This window comes from Bradyrhizobium sp. USDA 326, assembly GCF_049739485.1.
Lineage (GTDB): Bacteria > Pseudomonadota > Alphaproteobacteria > Rhizobiales > Xanthobacteraceae > Bradyrhizobium.
This window is the reverse complement of record NZ_JBMGQA010000001.1, coordinates 1,434,686-1,453,009: the sequence shown is the minus strand read 5'-3', so window position 1 is coordinate 1,453,009 and position 18,324 is coordinate 1,434,686. Positions and strand designations below refer to the sequence as shown.

General features: G+C 64.2%; 17 protein-coding genes. 5 read left to right on the top strand and 12 right to left on the bottom strand.

What is annotated here, in order from left to right:
* Positions 1 to 4: 4 nt before the first annotated feature.
* From ABIG06_RS06940 to ABIG06_RS06920, 5 genes are all read right to left on the bottom strand, one after another.
* Positions 5 to 814, bottom strand: coding sequence for a crotonase/enoyl-CoA hydratase family protein (locus ABIG06_RS06940; RefSeq protein ID WP_370135523.1), 810 nt, complete (start codon positions 812 to 814; stop codon positions 5 to 7).
* A 257-nt stretch (positions 815 to 1,071) separates the two neighbouring features.
* Positions 1,072 to 1,533, bottom strand: a complete 462-nt coding sequence (locus tag ABIG06_RS06935) for a DUF3237 domain-containing protein (protein WP_124159302.1) — start codon at positions 1,531 to 1,533, stop codon at positions 1,072 to 1,074.
* Between the two features lie 12 nt (positions 1,534 to 1,545).
* Positions 1,546 to 2,865 (bottom strand): TRAP transporter large permease, encoded by a 1,320-nt coding sequence (locus ABIG06_RS06930; protein WP_370135521.1) that lies wholly within the window; start codon positions 2,863 to 2,865, stop codon positions 1,546 to 1,548.
* Between the two features lie 2 nt (positions 2,866 to 2,867).
* The gene (locus tag ABIG06_RS06925) at positions 2,868 to 3,377 is read right to left on the bottom strand and encodes a TRAP transporter small permease (protein ID WP_370135518.1); all 510 of its coding nucleotides are present in this window, start codon (positions 3,375 to 3,377) and stop codon (positions 2,868 to 2,870) included.
* A gap of 192 nt (positions 3,378 to 3,569) precedes the next feature.
* Entirely contained in the window at positions 3,570 to 4,586 is a 1,017-nt protein-coding gene (locus ABIG06_RS06920; RefSeq protein ID WP_370140805.1) for a TRAP transporter substrate-binding protein, read from the bottom strand.
* Between the two features lie 263 nt (positions 4,587 to 4,849).
* Between ABIG06_RS06920 and pobA the strand changes: the two genes are divergently transcribed.
* The 3 genes from pobA to ABIG06_RS06905 all read left to right on the top strand — a co-directional run bounded on the left by pobA (position 4,850) and on the right by ABIG06_RS06905 (position 7,895).
* Positions 4,850 to 6,019 carry a 4-hydroxybenzoate 3-monooxygenase gene (gene pobA, locus ABIG06_RS06915; RefSeq protein WP_370135516.1) on the top strand — a complete coding sequence of 390 codons (1,170 nt, stop codon included), beginning with the start codon at positions 4,850 to 4,852 and terminating at the stop codon, positions 6,017 to 6,019.
* A gap of 255 nt (positions 6,020 to 6,274) precedes the next feature.
* Positions 6,275 to 6,694: a PaaI family thioesterase gene (locus ABIG06_RS06910; protein WP_370135513.1), complete on the top strand. Its 420-nt coding sequence runs from the start codon at positions 6,275 to 6,277 to the stop codon at positions 6,692 to 6,694.
* 259 nt (positions 6,695 to 6,953) lie between these two features.
* On the top strand, positions 6,954 to 7,895 hold the full coding sequence (locus ABIG06_RS06905; RefSeq protein ID WP_370134307.1) for an IS110 family transposase: 942 nt from the start codon (positions 6,954 to 6,956) through the stop codon (positions 7,893 to 7,895).
* A gap of 59 nt (positions 7,896 to 7,954) precedes the next feature.
* On the opposite strand, the gene ABIG06_RS06900 is transcribed toward ABIG06_RS06905, so the two are convergent.
* A complete protein-coding gene (locus ABIG06_RS06900) occupies positions 7,955 to 8,839 on the bottom strand; it encodes a LysR family transcriptional regulator (RefSeq protein ID WP_370135512.1) in 885 nt (294 codons plus the stop codon).
* A 120-nt stretch (positions 8,840 to 8,959) separates the two neighbouring features.
* Between ABIG06_RS06900 and ABIG06_RS06895 the strand changes: the two genes are divergently transcribed.
* Positions 8,960 to 9,595: a pyridoxamine 5'-phosphate oxidase family protein gene (locus ABIG06_RS06895; RefSeq protein ID WP_124159296.1), complete on the top strand. Its 636-nt coding sequence runs from the start codon at positions 8,960 to 8,962 to the stop codon at positions 9,593 to 9,595.
* A gap of 176 nt (positions 9,596 to 9,771) precedes the next feature.
* Here ABIG06_RS06895 and ABIG06_RS06890 read toward each other — a convergent pair whose 3' ends face one another.
* From ABIG06_RS06890 to ABIG06_RS06880, 3 genes are read right to left on the bottom strand one after another with little or no spacing between them, the layout of a single operon-like run.
* The gene (locus ABIG06_RS06890) at positions 9,772 to 10,503 is read right to left on the bottom strand and encodes an ABC transporter ATP-binding protein (protein ID WP_124159295.1); all 732 of its coding nucleotides are present in this window, start codon (positions 10,501 to 10,503) and stop codon (positions 9,772 to 9,774) included.
* Positions 10,500 to 12,269: an ABC transporter permease subunit gene (locus tag ABIG06_RS06885; RefSeq protein ID WP_124159294.1), complete on the bottom strand. Its 1,770-nt coding sequence runs from the start codon at positions 12,267 to 12,269 to the stop codon at positions 10,500 to 10,502. The genes ABIG06_RS06890 and ABIG06_RS06885 overlap by 4 nt, the downstream gene beginning before the upstream one ends.
* Before the next feature lie 7 nt (positions 12,270 to 12,276).
* The gene (locus ABIG06_RS06880) at positions 12,277 to 13,317 is read right to left on the bottom strand and encodes a branched-chain amino acid ABC transporter permease (protein WP_199751387.1); all 1,041 of its coding nucleotides are present in this window, start codon (positions 13,315 to 13,317) and stop codon (positions 12,277 to 12,279) included.
* 177 nt (positions 13,318 to 13,494) lie between these two features.
* Between ABIG06_RS06880 and ABIG06_RS06875 the strand changes: the two genes are divergently transcribed.
* Entirely contained in the window at positions 13,495 to 14,016 is a 522-nt protein-coding gene (locus ABIG06_RS06875; protein ID WP_124159293.1) for a MarR family winged helix-turn-helix transcriptional regulator, read from the top strand.
* Positions 14,017 to 14,048: 32 nt separating this feature from the next.
* On the opposite strand, the gene ABIG06_RS06870 is transcribed toward ABIG06_RS06875, so the two are convergent.
* From ABIG06_RS06870 to ABIG06_RS06860, 3 genes are all read right to left on the bottom strand, one after another.
* Positions 14,049 to 15,332, bottom strand: coding sequence for a glycerate kinase type-2 family protein (locus ABIG06_RS06870; RefSeq protein WP_370135507.1), 1,284 nt, complete (start codon positions 15,330 to 15,332; stop codon positions 14,049 to 14,051).
* A gap of 186 nt (positions 15,333 to 15,518) precedes the next feature.
* Positions 15,519 to 16,748, bottom strand: coding sequence for an ABC transporter substrate-binding protein (locus ABIG06_RS06865; protein WP_124159291.1), 1,230 nt, complete (start codon positions 16,746 to 16,748; stop codon positions 15,519 to 15,521).
* A 175-nt stretch (positions 16,749 to 16,923) separates the two neighbouring features.
* On the bottom strand, positions 16,924 to 18,150 hold the full coding sequence (locus ABIG06_RS06860) for an ABC transporter substrate-binding protein (protein WP_124159290.1): 1,227 nt from the start codon (positions 18,148 to 18,150) through the stop codon (positions 16,924 to 16,926).
* Positions 18,151 to 18,324 lie beyond the last annotated feature (174 nt).

Sequence of the window (18,324 nt, the reverse complement as noted above, 5' to 3'; positions counted from 1 at the left end):
ACGCTCATGACTTGGGCTTCACCTTCGCGGTCTTGTGTTCGAGGAACTCGCGGATCCGGCGCTTGGCCTCCTTGTCGCTCTGCGCGACGGTCGCCATCAGCGATTCCATCAAGAGGCCCGTCTGCGGATTGGCCTCCGCGATCATCGGCAGCGCCTGCAACACGGCAAAATTGGTCAGCGGCGCGTTGGAGGCGATCTTGGTCGCGAGCTCCAGCGCCTTGCCGAGCCCGTTGCCGGCTTCGGTCAGATATTGCGCGAAGCCGTAGGATGCGCCCTCGGTCGCGCTATAGACGCGTCCGGTCAGCATCATGTCCATCATCCTGGCGACACCGATCAGCCGCGGCAGCCGCACCGAGCCGCCGCCGCCGACGAAGATGCCGCGCTGCCCCTCCGGCAGCGCGAAATAGGTCGAGGGCTCGGCGACGCGGATATGCGCCGCGCAGGCCAGCTCCAGTCCGCCGCCGATCACGGCGCCCCGGAGCGCCGCGATGACGGGCACGTGGCTGTACTGGATGCGGTCGAACACCCGGTGCCACATCTGGGAATGGAGCAGGCCGCCGGTCGCGTCATGCTCGGTCAGCTCGGAGAGGTCGAGGCCTGAGGAGAAATGATCGCCGATGCCGTGGATCACCACCGCGCCGATGTCCTCGGGCAGGGACGCAAAACACTCGCCGATTTCCAGGATGATGCCGTCATTGAGCGCATTGCGCTTGGCCGGCCGGTTCAGACCCACGGTCAGAACCCGGTCCGCTCGCTCGATCTTCAACAGCCCGGAGGCGCCCGCGCTAGCGGTCTCGGCGTTTCCCTGTGTCATTTGCGTCCTTGTCAGAATAGTTATGTTGTATAACGAATTCCGGGCGAGTCAAGGAGGGCGGCGCCGGATAGTCGCCCTCGGCCGGCATTGAGCTGCCCGGCGTCCGCCCGGCGAGGCGGCGGCCCGGGAGGAGGTTGCAATGCGCAACTGTTGCCACATTCTCCGTCATTGCGAGCGCAGCGAAGCAATCCAGAATCTTTCCCTGGAGGGACTCTGGATTGCTTCGCTGCGCTCGCAATGACGAGGTGGCAGCTTCCTCACATGACCTGGTGCACGTCGATCACGACGCGGTCCGCATGGCGCGCGGCCGAGCCGACGAAGATGTGCTCCATCAGCCAGCGATACTTGTCGTGCCCGGTCTCGAACCGCGGCACGGTGCGGAAGTAGATCAGCTTGGGATCGACCGGCTCGCCGCGCTTGAGCTGTTGCAGGAGCTCGACCGGGCCGAAGCGCATGCCCTTGTTCTCGACATAGACGATCGCGCCGTCGCCGGTCTCGAAGGCGTATTTCGCCTCGAGATCGATCAGCTCGTTGGGACGGATGGTCTGGAAGTCAGCGCCGAACGGCAACACACGGCCCTTGACCGCGCCCGTCACCTCGCCGCCGATGATCGGAATGATGCGGCGGACGCCGATCCCGGTCTCCCCGGCGGTGACGACGTCGCCGATGCGCGCGGTGATGGTGAAGACGTATTTGGTTTCGAGAGTCGGCGTGGTCATCGCTTCACCTCTTCAATGCGCCATCATGCGTGTCGGCAGCCAGGTCGCCAGCAGCGGGAATGCGATCAGGATCACGAGGCGCACGAGGTCGGTCGCCACAAACGGGATCACGCCCCTGAAGATCGTGGAGAAGGACACGTCCTTCACCACGCTTTTGATGACGAAGACGTTCATGCCGACCGGCGGATGGATCAGGCCGAGCTCGACGGTCATGACGATGATGATGCCGAACCAGATCGGGTCGAAGCCGAGATGCATGATCACCGGAAAGATGATCGGAACGGTCAGGATGATCATCGCCATGGCGTCCATCAGGCAGCCGAGCACGAGATACATCACCATGATCAGCGCCAATACGCCGTAGGGCCCGAGGCCGAGGCCGGTGAGGAATTCCGTCACCTTCTGCGGGGTCTGCGTCACCGTGAGGAAATAGCCGAAGATCAGCGCGCCGATCAGCACTGTGAACACCGCGGCCGCGGTGCGCGTGGCCTGCAGCAGCGAGGCCAGCACCTTCTCGCGGTCGAGGCGGCCCGTCAGCACGCCGATGATGAAGGCGCCGGTGGCGCCGACGCCACCGGCCTCGGTCGGCGTGAAGCGCGGCAGGAAGGGCAGGCCGTAGAGACCGCCGATCACGAAGACGAACAGCAGCACCGGCGCCCAGATCTCCTTCAATCCGGCAAAACGTTCGCGCCAGGGTGTCACCTTGCCCTTGGGCAGGAAGTCGGGGCGGAAATAGCCGATCAGGAAGATCGTGATCATGTACATGGTCATCGCGAGCAGGCCCGGGATGATGCCGGCGATGAAGAGCTTGCCGATGTCCTGCTCGGTGATGATGCCGTAGACCGCAAGCACGGTGGAGGGCGGCAGCATCGCGCCCAGCGTGCCGCCCGCCGCGATCACGCCGGTGGCGAAGGATTGCGGATAGCCGAACCGGCGCATCTCGGGGTAGGCGACCGCGGAGAAGGTCGCGGCGGTCGCCACCGACGAGCCGCAGATCGCGGCGAAGCCGCCGCAGGCGCCGACGGTCGCAATGCCAAGCCCGCCGCGCAAGTGGCCGACAAAGCCGTTGGCGGCCCGGAACAGCTCGCGGCTCATGCCGGAATTGCTGACGAAGGAGCCCATCAGCAGGAACATCGGAATGACGCCGAACGTGTAATCGGTGACCGTTCGCATCGAGGTCTGGCCGACCAGCTTCAGCGCCGGCGTCGCGCCGACGAGATAGGAAAAGCCGGAGACGCCGACGAGGCCCATGGCCATGCCGACCGGCACGCGCAGCAGCATCAGGACGAAGAGGGAAACGAAGCCGATAACGGCGACGGCATCGGTGCTCATGACTACTCCGTCGCCTTGATCTTGGGGTCGTGCATCTCTTCGGGATGGAAGATCAGCCGGTAGGTGCGAATCGCGATCAGCAGCACGGCGCAGACGTCGCCGATCCAGGCGACCGCGAAGAACGGCCAGGTCGGCATGTGCAGGTCGAAGGTCTGGACGTTGTCGTTGTAGGTGCCGCGCACCTTGTCGAACAGCGTCCAGGTCTGCACGGTGACGACGAACAGCAGCACCAGCGTCGCGAACACGTCGATCCAGCGCTGATAGCGCGGGCCGACATTGCCCCAGACCAGGTCCACCGTGATGTGGGTGCCGCGATAGGACGTCGCCGCGATGCCCCAGAAAATGAGGATGCCGAGCAGCATGCGGCCGATGTCGAAACTGTCGGGGATCGAATAGTTCAGCGTGTTGCGCAGCAGCACCGACAGGAAGATGTCGAGCGCGACGATGCCGACGAAGCCGGCCGCGATCCATTCGATCGAGTCGATCACGCGGTCCATCCAGGCGCGCTTCATGGGGAAAGAGTCCTTCCGACGAGTGCGAGGTGTGTCCACGATGAAGCTGCGCTCCCTCCCCCGCTTGCGGGGAAGGGTTGGGGAGAGGGTGTTTCCACAACGCGACAATCCCCTAGAGGAGAGAACCCTCACCCGGCGCGACGCGCCGACCTCTCCCGCAAGCGGGAGAGGTGCAGCGACTGCGCCGCGGCGTCACTCCGCCAGCGCGTTGTACTTCTTCAGCGATGCCTTCAGGTCCGCGAGCGCCGCATCGGGATCGGCGCCGGCCTTCTTGGCATTATCGCTCCAGGTCTTGACCAGCGGCTCGGCGGCCTTCTTCCAGGCGGCGGTCTGCTCGGCCGTCAGCTTGTAGACCTCGTGACCGGACTCCGCCTTCACCTTGGCGATGCCGGCATCCTCGAACTTGCCCCAGTGCTCTCCGACCGCGCCCGCCATCTCGACCGTGCAATTCTTGTCGATCGCGGCCTTCTGCTTGTCGGACATCGCATTGTACTTGTCCTTGTTGATCACGAACACGAAGGTCGTGGTGTAGAGCGGCGCCTCCATGTCGTACTTGGTCACCTTGTCGATGCCGAACAGCACCAGGGAGCCCCAGGGGAAGGTGACGCCGTCGGCGACGCCGCGCTCGATGATGTCGCGCACTTCGGGTGCTGAGGACTGCACATTGGTGCCGCCGAGCGAGGTAACGAAATTCGCCATGGTGGCATGAGCGGGGCGGATCTTCAGGCCCTTCACGTCCTCAGGGTTGACGATCTTCTTGGTGCGGGAGTGAAACGAGGAGGGCGAGTGGACGAAGGCGAGACAGTATTTGACGTCCTTCATCTCTTTCTCGGCATATTTGCGATACCAGGCGTCGAGCCCCATCGAGCCGCCCTTGGCGTCCGAGATCAGAAAGGGCAGTTCGCCTGCGCCGATGATGGGGAAGCGGCCGGGCTGATAGCCGGGATTGACATAGGTGACATCGGCGATGCCGTCGCGCGCCATGTCGTAATGGTCGAACGCCTTGCCGAGCTGCTGGGCCGGAAACACCTTGCCCTTGACGGTGCCGCCGGAATCCTTCTCGACCGCGGCGGCCCAGTCCTCCAGCGATTTCTGCAGCGGATGCGAGGCCGGCACCCAGTGCGAGATCTTCAGATCGAAGGTCTTCTCCTGCGCGAACGCTGGGCTCACGCTTGCTGCCAGCAGCAACGCCAGACAGGCTTTCCTCATCACGCGTCTCTCCCTGTTTTCGACGGCGGGCTTCGATGGCCCGGTCTCGTTAATTAACATGTTATCTAATTGGCCGGCGCGTTCAAGCCGGAAACTGGCGCGCACCTCGCCACGCCGTCTACATCATCCATGTTGCATGGATTTGTCGCGCTGCGGCGAACGCCCTCCCTTCTTCCCAACCGTTATATGATATAATTATCCTGCACGGAGCGAGGCGACAAGCGACCCGCGACGAAAGCCTACAGGATCGGAAGGAGCAAGTATTGCGGACAAAAGTCGCAATCATCGGGGCCGGGCCGGCCGGATTGTTGCTCGGGCAACTGCTGCACACATACGGCATCGACAACGTCATCCTGGAGCGGCAGAGCCCGGATTACGTGCTCGGCCGCATCCGCGCGGGTCTCCTGGAGGAAGGAACCGTCTCACTGCTCGATCAGGTCGGCGCTGGCGCGCGCGCACATGCCGAAGGTCTGGTGCATGAAGGTATCGAGCTCGCCTTCTCCGGCCGCCGTCACCGCATCGACATGAAGGGCGCGACCGGCAAGACGGTGATGATCTACGGCCAGACCGAGGTCACGCTCGACCTGATGAATGCGAGGAAGGCCGCTGGTCTCACCTCCGTCTACGAGGCCAGGGACGTGCAGCCGCATGATTTCGACGGCAGTCACCCGCGCGTGACCTATGTGAAAGATGGCGTCACCCACGCGATTGATTGCGATTTCATCGCCGGCTGCGACGGTTTCCACGGCGTCAGCCGCGCGAGCGTCCCGTCTTCGGCGATCGAGGAGTTCGAGCGGGTCTATCCATTCGGCTGGCTCGGCATTTTGTCTGACACCCCGCCTGTCAGCCATGAGCTGATCTATTCCAACCACGCCCGCGGCTTTGCGCTGTGCACGATGCGATCGACCAAACGCAGCCGTTACTATGTGCAATGTGCGCTCGACGATCATGTCGACCAATGGCCGGACGACCGCTTCTGGGACGAGTTGAAGCGCCGGCTCGACCAGGAAGCGGCCGACAGCCTCGTCACGGGCCCGTCGATCGAAAAGAGCATCGCGCCGCTGCGCAGCTTCGTCGCCGAGCCGATGCGTTTCGGCAAAATGTTCCTGTGCGGCGACGCCGCTCACATTGTGCCGCCGACCGGTGCCAAGGGACTGAACCTCGCCGCCAGCGATGCGCACTATCTGTCGAGTGCGCTACGCGAATTCTACGACGAGCGATCCAGCGCCGGCATTGACGCTTACTCCAGCAAGGCGCTGGCGCGCGTCTGGAAAGCCGTGCGGTTTTCCTGGTGGATGACCTCGATGCTGCACAAATTCCCTGACACCGGCACCATCGGCGCCCGCATCCAGCTCGCCGAGCTCGACTACGTCACGCAGTCCCAGGCGGCGACGACGTCGCTGTCGGAAAATTATGTCGGGCTGCCATTTTAGGACGGCATCGCTCTGTCCGCATCGTCATTGCGAGCCAACGGGTCCGCGCGAAGCGCGGCCCGATGACAGGCTCCGCGAAGCAATCCAGGAATCCCTCCGCGAGACAGCCTGGATTGCTTCATCGCAAGAGCTCCTCGCAATGACGAGGCGCATCCGTTTCAAACGCCCGCGCAAATTCCGTTTGAAACTTTGTAATTGATGCATCTGCCACGTCTATCGCGTTCAATGCCGGCCACACAGCAACGCGAGACCGCCATGACCATGCCTGACGTCCCCGCCGGCTTCGAGCCGCATTTCCGCAAAGCCCCGCTCACCGATCCCTGGGAGCCGCTTTATTCGAAGAAGTCCGAGAAGAGCGTCACCGTTGGATTGCGGCTGGCGACGCCGCACACCAATGCGCGCGGGCTGATCCATGGCGGACTGATCGCGGCACTGGCCGATGCCGCCATGGGCTACAGCTGCGCGCAGGCGACGGGCTGGACGACGTCATTCGTCACGATTTCGCTGTCGGTCGACTATGTCGGCGCCGCCGAGATCGGCCAATGGCTCGCGGTCGAGGGCGAGGCGATCAAGACCGGGAGCACGATCTGTTTCGCGCAATGCCTGGTGAAGGCCGACGACGCCGTAATCGCGCGGGCGAGCGGGACGTTCAGGGTGGTGCCGAAGAAGGGGTGATCGGTCTCGTGCCCCGGAGGCGGCGCAGCGCCACTTCCGCGGTGCGTTGCAGAGCCGGGGCCCATCCATCCGCAGTCCAACCTGCTGCTCCTGGGTCCCTGTGTCTGGGAAGTCTGGCATGATGATGGTGGGCGGGAAGCCGTTGGGTCCTTGGCGCTTGACGCCGTGAGCCGGCTCGGTCTCCCGCCCGTTCCATCTATCAACCTGAACAGTTGCACGAGGCTGCGTCAACAGACCTCGCATCACAGGGACAGGCACCGTGATCATATCCTCTCGTTGCGTCGGGATCGACATCTCCAAACATCACCTTGATATTTTCGATGAGGCCATCGGCGTAGCGGAACGCATCGCCAACGCGCCACAGGCCATCACACAGCTGGTGGCGCGTTGGCGATGTGATGCGCTGATCGTCTTCGAGGCTACGGGGGTCTATGACCTCGAGCTTCGGGAGGCCCTGCATCGGGCCGGCATCCGCTTTGCCCGGATCAATCCGGCCCGTGCCCGCGACTTTGCCCGCGCCAGCGGCCAGCTCGCCAAGACCGATCCGATCGATGCGCGGATGCTGGCGGCCTTTGCCCGCGCCATGAAGCCCGCCACCGAGCAGGCCGCGACGCCTGCTCGCAACACTTTGGCAAGGCTTGCAAAACGGCGGGACCAACTGGTTGCCATGAGGGCCCAGGAAAAGAACCGCCGCAGCGAAGCCGAGGACCGCGCCATGGTGGAACGCATCGCTCGCCTCATCGAGGTCCTCAATGATGAGATCGCCGAAATCGACACTGAGATTCATGCGCTCGTCAAAGCCGAACCGGAGCTTGCCAATGATGCACAGTTGATGCGCTCGGTGCCCGGCGTGGGACCCGTCGCTTGCATGCAACTCCTCACCCAGATGCCCGAACTTGGGCGTCTCGGGCCAAAGGAGGTGGCCGCTCTTGCCGGCCTGGCTCCCTTCAATGTCGATAGCGGGGCTTATCGTGGCAAGCGCAAGATCGGCGGCGGACGAAAGCGCGTCCGCGACGCCCTCTACATGGCTGCTCTCAACGCCGTTCGTCGCGCCGATCACTTCAAAATCTTCTATGACCGGCTCCGTCTGGCCGGCAAACCAGCAAAGCTCGCCCTCATTGCTGTCGCAAGGAAGCTGCTGACCATCCTCAACGCAATGCTGCGCGACCGAAAACCCTATAAAATCGCACCATCAACATAACAGTTGCCGGCTCTGCGCCGCAACGCCCAGGGAGTTGCAGCTTGTCCGGGACACGAATTTCACCCAAACCTCCACTCCGCCGTCTCCACCACGAGATCGATGAACGCGCGCACCTTGGCCGAGAGCAGCCGCGAAGTCGGATAGACGATGTGGATCGGCAGTGCCGGCTGCTCATATTTCGCCAGCACGATCTTCAGCCGTCCGCGCCTCAGGCCCTCGGCGGCCTGATAGGCCAGCACGCGGGTCACGCCGCCGCCGGCCTCGGCATATTGCAGCGCCGCGTCGGCGCTGTTGCTGGTGAAGCGCGGGGTCGGCGTCACCTCGATGTCGCGGCCATCGCGCCGGAAGCGCCATTCGGACCAGGGGCCGAACTGGATGGTCTGGTGCTCGAGCAAGGCCTCAGGCGTCTTCGGCTCGCCGTGGCGCTTGAGATAGCCGGGCGTGGCCACCACGATCCGCCGCATCTCGCCGACCTGGCGCGCGACCAGCGAGGAATCGGCGAGATGGCCGATCCGCACCGCGGCGTCGACGGCGTCCTCCACGAGGTTGACGAGATGGTCCGACAACCGCAGTTCGCAGGCGACTTCTGGATAACGGGTGAGATAGGCGGTCATGACCGGCCCGACATGCAGCCGGCCGAAGCCGACCGGGGCCGACACCACCAGACGCCCGCTCGGGCGGTTGCGCTCCTCCCGTGCCGAGCCATCGGCTTCATCGACGTCGGCGAGGATGCGCCTGACGCGCTCCAGATACCGGGTGCCGACGTCGGTCAACCTCACCTGCCGGGTCGTCCGCTGCAACAGCCGCGCGCCGAGATGCTCCTCCAGCGCCGCGATCGTTCGCGTCACTGCCGAGGGCGACAGCTGCAGCTTGCGCGCCGCCGGCGCAAAGCCGCGCAGATCGGCGACGGTGACGAAGACGTGCATGGCTTCGAGGCGGTCCATGGTATTATTGCATATATCGCAACGATGAAGTGTCAAGCGGGTCGATTGTTTTGGTTGGCGTGAGGGTCCATCTTGCGAAGGAAGACGCAGCGATGCGCCGGAATTTCAGGAGATGTTCCGATGACGACAGCAGTTCACACCTATGCCAGCGACGTCGCCTTCTCGCCCGCGGTGAAGGCGATCCAGGCGCGCAAGGGCTCGCGCGAGGCCTATGCGCGCAGCGAGCAGCGCGGCTGGCGCACCGAGGTCGACGACAACCTCGCGGCCTTCCTGACTGAGGCCAACAGCTTCTATTTCGCTACCGCCGCGGCCGACGGCCAGCCCTACATTCAGCACCGCGGCGGCCCGAAGGGTTTTCTCAAGGTGCTCGACAAGCAGACGCTTGCCTTCACCGACTATGCCGGCAATCAGCAGTTCATCACGCAAGGCAATCTCTCGGAGAACCCCAAGGCCTATATCTTCGTGATGGATTACGCCCATCGCCGCAGGGTGAAGATCTGGGGCGAGGCGCGCATAGTCGAGGACGACGAGGCACTGACCACGTCATTGATGCCGAAAGGCTACCGCGCGCGGCCCGAACAGGTGATCCTGTTCAAGATCGCAGCCTGGGACACCAACTGCCCGCAGCACATCCCGCAGAAGTTCGACGCCGGCGATGTCGCGGCGGCGCTGGCGGCGAGGGACCAGCGGATCGCGGAACTGGAAGCGGAAGTCGCGGCGCTGAAGGGCGAGAAGGTGGGGGGAGTAGTTCCCTAACCTGCTGCTTTCTTACCCTCCCCTGGAGGAGGAGGGTCGATCGCGCGAAGCGCGAGCGGGGTGGGTCGATTTCTCCACGCGGGCAGTGTTCTACGAGGAGAGACCGTCACCCCACCCCGTCTCATGCCTCGCTTCGCTCGATATGAGCCGACCGTCCCCCTCCAGGGGGGTAAGAGTCACACCACGCTCGCGCCTTCGTGCTGGAAGCCGAGATAGCTCGCGGCCACCCGCTCGTTTGCCGCGATGTCGCTGGCCTTGCCGCTGAGCACGAACTCGCCGAGCTCCATCACGTAGGCCTGGTCCGCGATCTTCAGCGCGGCCTGCGCGTTCTGCTCGACCAGCAGCACCGAGACGCCGCTGGCGCGCAGCTCGGTGACGATGCGGAAAATGTCGGCGACGATGATCGGCGCAAGCCCCAGGCTCGGCTCGTCCAGCATCAGGAGCTTGGGCTCGCCCATCAGTGCGCGGCCCATCGCGAGCATCTGCTGCTCGCCGCCGGAGAGCGTGCCGGCGAGCTGCTTGCGCCGCTCCTTCAGCCGCGGGAACAGCGTGTAGACCCGCTCCATCGAGGCCTTGGCCTTGCTCCGCTCGATGCGGAACGCGCCCAGCTCGAGATTGTCCTCGACATTCATGGTCACGAACAATTCGCGGTGCTCGGGGACGAGGCCGAGACCCATCGCGACGCGGTCCTCGATGTCGAGCCGTGCGAGATCCTGGCCGGCAAAGGCAACGCGGCCCTTCAGCGGCAGAATGCCCATGACGGCCGAGAGCAGCGTGGTCTTGCCGGCGCCATTGGCGCCGACGATGGTGACGATCTGGTTGGCCCCGACCTCGAGCGAAACCGAGCGCACCGCCTCGACCTTGCCATAGGCGACATGGGCATCGGTGACGGACAACAGCGTGCTCATGCCGCCACTCCGAGATAGGCCTTGATCACTTCGGGATTGGTCTTGATCGTCGCCGGCGTGCCTTCCGCGATCTTGGTGCCGAAATCGAGCACCACGATGCGGTCGGCAAGGTTCATCACGAACCCCATGTCGTGCTCGACCAGCAGCACGCTCATGCCGCCGTCGCGCAGCTCGCGGAGTAGAGCTGCCAGCCGTTGCTTTTCCATGTGACGCAGGCCCGCGGCCGGCTCGTCGAGCAGCAGCAGCATCGGATCGACGCAGAGCGCGCGGGCGATCTCGACGATGCGCTGCTGGCCGAGCGAGAGCGAGCCTGCCAGCTGGTGCATCTGCTCGGTGAGGCCGACACGCTCGATCTGGCGGGCAGCTTCGGCGAGCAGCTTGGCCTCATCGGCGCGGTCGAGCCGCAGCATGGAGGAAACGGGTCCGGAATGGCCGCGCAAATGTGCGCCGATCGCGACGTTCTCCAGCACGGTCATGTCGGGGACGAGCTTGACGTGCTGGAAGGTCCTGCTGATGCCGAGCTTGACGATCTCCTGTGGCGGCGCGTTGTCGACCTTCCGACCGAGCACCGAGATCGAACCCGAGGTCGCCGACAGCACGCCGGTGATCAGGTTGAAGGTCGTGCTCTTGCCGGCGCCGTTCGGTCCGATCAGTGCGACGATCTCGCGGGCCTGGACCTCGAAGGAAACGTTGTTCACCGCGACCACGCCGCCGAACTGCTTTCGCGCCTTCTCCACCTGAAGCAGGACGCCGGTCTCGGCGGGCGCGCGGGCGCGATGCTCCAGCTTCAGGGAGGTGTCCGGCTTCCTGCCATCGGTGCGCTCGGGGAAGAACGACATCAGCCAGGGCCAGAGGCCGCCGGGCGCAAGCTGCAGCAGGGCCACGAGCATGATCCCGAACACGATGGTCTCGACCTGGCCGGAGCCCGGCAGGATCAGCGGCAGATAGCTTTGCAGCACCTCCTTCAGCACCACGACGATCGCCGCGCCCAGGACGCCGCCCCAGACATAGCCGGCGCCGCCGACCACCGCGATGAAGAGATACTCGATGCCGGCCTGCGCGCCGAACGGCGTCGGGTTCACCGCGCGCTGAAGATGCGCATAGAGCCAGCCGGAGAGGCCGGCGAGCACCGCGGCATGGATGAACACCAGCAGTTTTGCGCGCGGCGTGTGCACGCCGAAGGCTTCCGCCGCGATATGGCCGCGCCTGAGCGCGCGGATGGCGCGGCCGGTGCGGGAGTCCAGGAGGTTCATCGTCAGCAGGGCCGAGAGGATCACGGCGACCCAGATCGCGTAGTAGATCGAGCCGGGCGAGAGCATCTTGAACGCGCCGATCGACAGCGGCGGGATCGCCGAGATGCCGTCGTTTCTCCCTAAGAATTCCAGCTTGCTGAAGAGATAGAACAGCCCGAGCCCCCAGGCCAGCGTGCCGAGCGGCAGATAATGGCCGGAAAGACGGACGGTGATAAGCCCGAGCAGCACCGCGAGCGATCCGCTGACCAGAAGCGACAGCGGCAGCGTCAGCCAGGGCGACAGGCCGTAGGCCGTCGACAGCACCGCGGTGGTGTAGGCGCCGAAGCCGACGAAGGCTGCCTGTCCGAACGAGGTCAGGCCGCCGACGCCTGTCAGCAGCACGAGGCCCATCGCGACGAGCGCCGCAAGGCCGATATTGTCGAGCAGCACGATCCAGAACGGCGGCATGCCCGGGACGAACGGGACGGCCGCCATGAGAGCTGCGAAGATGAGGATGGGAAGCCGGCTCTGCATCTTGGCGTCAGTCCTTCTCTTCCTCGACCGCAGGCGCGGCGAGCGAGCGCAGCAGCAGCACGGGGATCAGCAGCATGAAAACGATCACTTCCTTGTAGTTGGAGGCATAGAAGGACGAGAACGCCTCGACGATGCCGACCACCAGCGCCGCGACGGCGGTGAGGGGGTAGCTGACGAGCCCGCCGATGATCGCGGCGACGAAACCCTTCAGGCCGATGAGGAAGCCGCTGTCGTAATAAAGCGTCGTGATCGGCACGATCAGGATGCCCGACAGCGCGCCGATCACGGACGCCAGCAGGAAGGCGATCTGCCCGGACAGCGTGGTGCGGATGCCGGCGAGCCGCGCTCCCAGCCGGTTCACGGCGGTTGCCCGCAGCGCCTTGCCGTAGAGCGTCAGGCCGAAGAACAGCCAGAGCCCGACGATGAAGGCGATGGTGATGGCGTAGACGGTGATGCTCTGGCCGGTGAAGCGCAGCGCGCCGGCGGTGAAAGCACCGGACAGCACGGCAGGTCCGCGCTGGCCCTCGGCGCCGAAGAACAGCAAGCCCAGCCCCTGCAGCGCGAGATGGACACCGACCGACGCGATCAGCAGCACCAGCACCGAGGTGTGCGCCAGCGGCTGGAACGCGATACGGTAGAGATAGAGCCCGATCATCGCGACGATCACCAGCGACAGCGCGATGCAGACCACGACCGGCGGCTTCTGCGCGGCGAAGTAAAGCGTCAACGCCAGCACGATGGCTGGCAGCACGATGTTGGTGATGAGGCTGCGCGCGATCAGCCGCGCATGCAGCGCCTTGCGCGCCACGAACAGGTCGAAGGCGAACGCGCCGATGCCGAGCGCGAGCGCGAGCTTGGCCGTGCCCGGCATCTGGCCCGCGGCCAGCGAGGCATAGGTCAGCGCGCCATAGGTGACGAATTCGCCTTGGGGAATGAGGATGACGCGGGTGACGGCGAACACCAGGACCAGCGCCAGGCCGAGCAGCGCGTAGATCGCGCCATTTGTGATGCCGTCCTGCACCAGGAACAGCATGATGGTGGTATTCAAGACCGGACGCTCCCCCTCAAGATTGAGGACCGGTCTCCGCAATTGCGGTGGATGGTCCCCTCACAGCCATTGAAATACGCTGACGTTATTTGATATGGTCCATAACAATTATCAAATATAACATCAAGGGTGGGGAACGACCCGTCCCGAATTTAGCGGGATTATGAGCACGAGGCGATGACCGTTTCGAAAGCCGCTGAAAAGTCCTCCGAAAAACCCGCCGACGCGGCCAAGGGCCGCAAGGACGCGGGCGACGTCCAAGCCGAAGCGCTCCAGCTCGGCGAGCTCTCCGAACAGCTCGGCTATGTCCTGAAGCGGGCCCAGCTCAAGGTGTTCGAGAACTTCTTGCGCTGCATGGCCTCGCTCCAGCTGACGCCGGCGCAGTTTTCGGTCCTGCTCCTGGTCGAGAAGAACCCCGGCCGTAACCAGACCGAGATCGCCTCCACCCTCGGCATTCTCAGGCCGAACTTCGTGGCGATGCTCGATAATCTCGAAAGCCGCGATCTTTGCGCGCGGATCCGCTCCACCAACGACCGCCGCTCGCACATCCTGGTGCTGACCGACAAGGGCAAGGCCGTGCTGTCGCGGGCGAAAAAGCTCGTCGCCACCAAGCATGAGGCCCGGCTGAACGATCTGCTCGGTCAGGCCAACCGCGAAGCCCTGATCGGGATGCTCTCGAAGATCGCCAACGAATTCTGACTCTTGCCCTCCAGGGCAGGGTGAGCGCGATCTCAATCCACCAGGATCACCCTGATGTCGTTCACATTGGTCAGCGTCGGTCCCGGCTGCAGCAGATCGCCCGTCGCCTCGAAGAACGAGGTCGCGTCGTTGTTGTCGAGATAGGCCTGCGGGGCAAGCCCCTGCGCCTTCATCCTTGCGAACGTTGCCGCGTCGATCAGCGCGCCGGCGGGGTCGGTGGGGTGGCCGGCGCCGCCGTCGGCGCCGTCGGTGTCGCCGGCGAGGGCCGCGACACCGGCCATGTCCTGCAACAGGCCGGCGAGCGCCAGCGCGTATTCCTGGTTCGGTCCGCCGCGTCCCTGGCCGCGCACGGTCACCGTGAGCTCGCCGCCGGAGAGGATCGCGACGCGCTTGCCCTGGGCCCGTGCTTCCAGCGCCAGCCTGGCGTGATCGGCGGCGACCTCGCGCGCCTCGCCTTCGAGGTCTGCGCCGAGATCGATCGTCTCGTAGCCGGAGGCGCGTGCGAGCTTCACCGCGGCGTCGAGCGACTGCTTGGGCCGCGCGATCAACTCGAAATGCGTGCGCGCAAAGGCGGCATCGCCGGGCTTGCAGCTCTCGTTGGCGGGATCGTCGAGCGCGCGGCGGATGGCATCGTCGACGTCGAGCTTGTATTTCGCGACGATCGCGCGCGCGTCCGCCAGCGTGGTCGGATCGGGCACCGTCGGGCCGGAGGCGATCGCGGACGGATCGTCATGCGGCACGTCCGAGATCGCGAGCGTCACGATCTCGGCGGCATTCGCGCCGGCGCGCGCCAGGCGTCCGCCCTTGATCCGCGAGAGGTGCTTGCGCACGACGTTCATCTCGCCGATCGGCGCGCCCGAGCGCAGCAGCGCCTTGTTCACCGCCTGCTTCTGCGCGAAGCTGATGCCGTCCGCCGGTGCGATCCAGTTCGCCGAGCCGCCGCCGGTGAGCAGCACGAGCAGCAGATCGTCCGGCCCGGCTTCGGCAGCGAGCGCGAGCGTGTCGGCGGCACCCTTCAGGCCGGCCTCATCCGGCACGGGATGCCCGGCCTCGACCACGCGGATGCGGCGCGTCCGCACGCCATAGCCGTGGCGCGTGGTGGCGATGCCGACGAGGCGTTCCGGGGCGAGCTTGAGCGTGTCGAGATAGTGCCGCTCGGCCGCTGCGGCCATGGCGCCGGCGCCCTTGCCGGCAGCAAGGCAGATCACGCGCCCCTTGGGCGCCGGCCGCAAATGCGGTGCCAGCACCACATCGGGATGGGCGGCGGCGACGGCGGCGTCGTAGAGCGCGCGGAGCAGGGGACGTCGGTCGGTCATGGCGATGGCCTTCGGCAGACTTGAACGGAGTGGCGACACGCGCCGCCGTTCACCTGCCTAGCGCATCGGGCGCCGGAGCGTAAGCCGGCTTTGCCATCATTCGAATATGCAATCGCGTGATGGCGAAAAGGCCCCCCGCGATGCTCTCGCGGAGGGCCATTTGGACCGATGGACTCGGGCTGGAGGCTAGCCGCTGGGGTCGGCGCTGATCACGTCGCCGAACAGATCCCACTTCTCGCCCTTGAACTTCATGAGCTGGAGCGAGCTGATCGGTGCGAAGTCGTTCGCGCCGGTGTTGATCTTGATGCCGGGCAGCAGCACCTCGGTGCGGAAGTCCTTCAGGCTCGCCGCCTGCTTCATGACGTTCTCGCGCGTGAGGTTGTCGCCGCACTTCTTCAGCACTTCCACCAGCGTCTGTGCCACGCCGTAGCCGACCACGGTGCCGCCGTCGAGCTTGTCGCCTTCAGGGAAGTACTTGGTCATGAAGTCGAGGAACGCCTTCATGCCGGCGTCGTCCTTCCACTGCGGATCGGAGACGTCCTTCAGGTAGGCGGCCGAGATGATGTCCTGCGCGTTGTCGAAGCCGGCCGGCTTGATCACGCTGCCGACCGAGGCCGAGACGTTGTTGAGGAAGTGGATCGGCTTCCAGCCGATCTCGGCGTTCTTCTTGATCGCCTGCGCCGCGAACTTCGGCGTGGTGATGTTGATGAAGACGTCGGCTCCGGTCGCCTTCAGCTTGACGATGTGGTTGTCGATGGTCGGCTCCGACGTCTCGTAGCTTTCCTCCAGCACGATCATGCTTGCGGCCTTGGCGCCGAGGCCGTCCTTCAGGCCCTTCAGGTAATCCTTGCCGTAATCGTCGTTCTGATAGAGCACGCCGATCTTGGCGTTCGGCAGCTCCTTCAGAATGTATTTGGCGTAGATCTGCGTCTCGCTCTGGTAGTTGGGCTGCCAGCCCATCGTCCAGGGGAAGTTCTGCGGATCGTTCCACTTGGTGGCGCCGGTGGCGACGAACAGCTGCGGAACCTTCTTCGAGTTCATGTATTTCTGGATCGCCGAGTTCGGCGGCGTGCCGAGCGAATTGAAGATGAACAGCACCTCGTCGCTCTCGACCAGCTTGCGGGCCTGCTCCACCGTCTTCGGCGGTGAGTAGGCGTCGTCGTAGGAGACGAAATTGATCTTGCGGCCGTTGATGCCGCCTTCGTCGTTGATCTTCTTGAAATAGGCGGCTTCGGTGCGCCCGATGATGCCATAGGCGGAGGCCGGTCCGCTGTAGGGCATGATGTTGCCGATCTTGATCTCGGTGTCGGTCGCGCCGGTATCGTATTTCTTCTGGGCCGATGCAGTTGAGGTCGAAGCCGCAATGAGCGCGAGCGCCAATGATGCGGCCGCGAGTTTGCCGGTGACAGCGGGCATTCCAATCTCCCTATTTTTCTTGGTGTGTGCGTCCCTTTTCTTGTCTCATTTTTTGGCGACGCGGCTGCAATTCAATACGATTTGCCGGAAAGCTTCAAGGAAAACCCCTGCGGCAAGGCCGCAGGGGATGCGTCTTTAGTCGATTGAGGCTTACATCTTTAGCGGCTGGTTAAGGTCAGCCGCCGACATCGCCGCTCAAGACGTCGCCAAATCGCTCCCAATGCTCGCCCTTGAAGCGGATCAATTGCAGTTGCGAGAGCGGCGCGAAATCGGAGGCCGACGTGTTGACCTTGATGCCCGGCAGCAGGCCGGCTGGCTCGAAGTCCTTGATGCTGGCGGCCTGCTTCATGATGTTCTCGCGGGTCAGATTGTCACCGCAGGCCTTGAGCACGTGAACGAGACCCTGGGCCACGATGTAGCCGTACATCACCGAGGCGTCGGCGCGGTTCGCCTCCGGATAGTACTTATCCAGGAATTCGTTCCAGCCAATCATCGCCTTGTCGTTCTTCCACTGCGCGTCGGTCGGATCCTTGAAATATTGCGACGAGATGATGTCCTGGGCGTTCTCGAAGCCGGCCGGCTTGATCACGCTGCCGATCGAGCCCGAGACGTTGTTGAGGAAATGCAGCGGCTTCCATCCGATCTCGGCGTTCTTCTTGATCGCCTGTGCCGCGAATTTCGGCGTTGTGATGTTGAAGAACACGTCGGCGCCGGTCGCCCTGAGCTTGACGATGTGGGAGTCGATGGTCGGCTCCGATACCTCGTAGCTTTCCTCCATCACGATCATCGAGGTCTTGGCGCCGAGCCCGTCCCTGAAGCCCTTCAGATAGTCCTTGCCGTAATCGTCGTTCTGGTAGAGCACGGCGATCTTGGCGTTCGGATGATTCTTCAGGATGTACTTGGCGTAGATGATCGACTCGCTCTGGTAGTTCGGTTGCCAGCCCATCGTCCACGGGAAGTTCTGCGGATCGTTCCATTTGGTGGCGCCGGTCGCGACGAACAGCTGCGGCACCTTCTTCTGGTTCATGTATTTCTGGATCGCCGAGTTCGGCGGCGTGCCGAGCGAATTGAAGATCAGCAGCACTTCGTCGCTCTCGACCAGCTTGCGCGCCTGCTCCACGGTCTTCGGCGGCGAATAGGCATCGTCATAGGAGACGAAATTGATCTTGCGGCCGTTGATGCCGCCTTCTGCGTTGACCTTGCGGAAATAGGCCTCCTCGGTCTTGCCGATCACGCCGTAGGCGGAGGCCGGTCCGCTGTAGGGCATGATGTTGCCGATCTTGATTTCGGTGTCGGATGCGCCGGTGTCGTATTTCTTCTGCGCGGATGCTGCCGTGGAAAGGGCGGCAGCCAGCACGAGGGCAGCCGAGAAGGCCCCCAATCGCACATGCATTGCAGGCATCTTGATCTCCCTAGGAAGATTTGAATGTGTCGATTGTTCTTGTTGGGGGCGATCGTTGCTCGTCGCTCCATCGTGCATTCAATACCTATCGACGGCCGTCAGCAAGGAGAACGCACCGCATGAGCGTCGCAGGGCCGGCGATCCTTCGATGCTGGAATATTCCGGCGCGTGAGA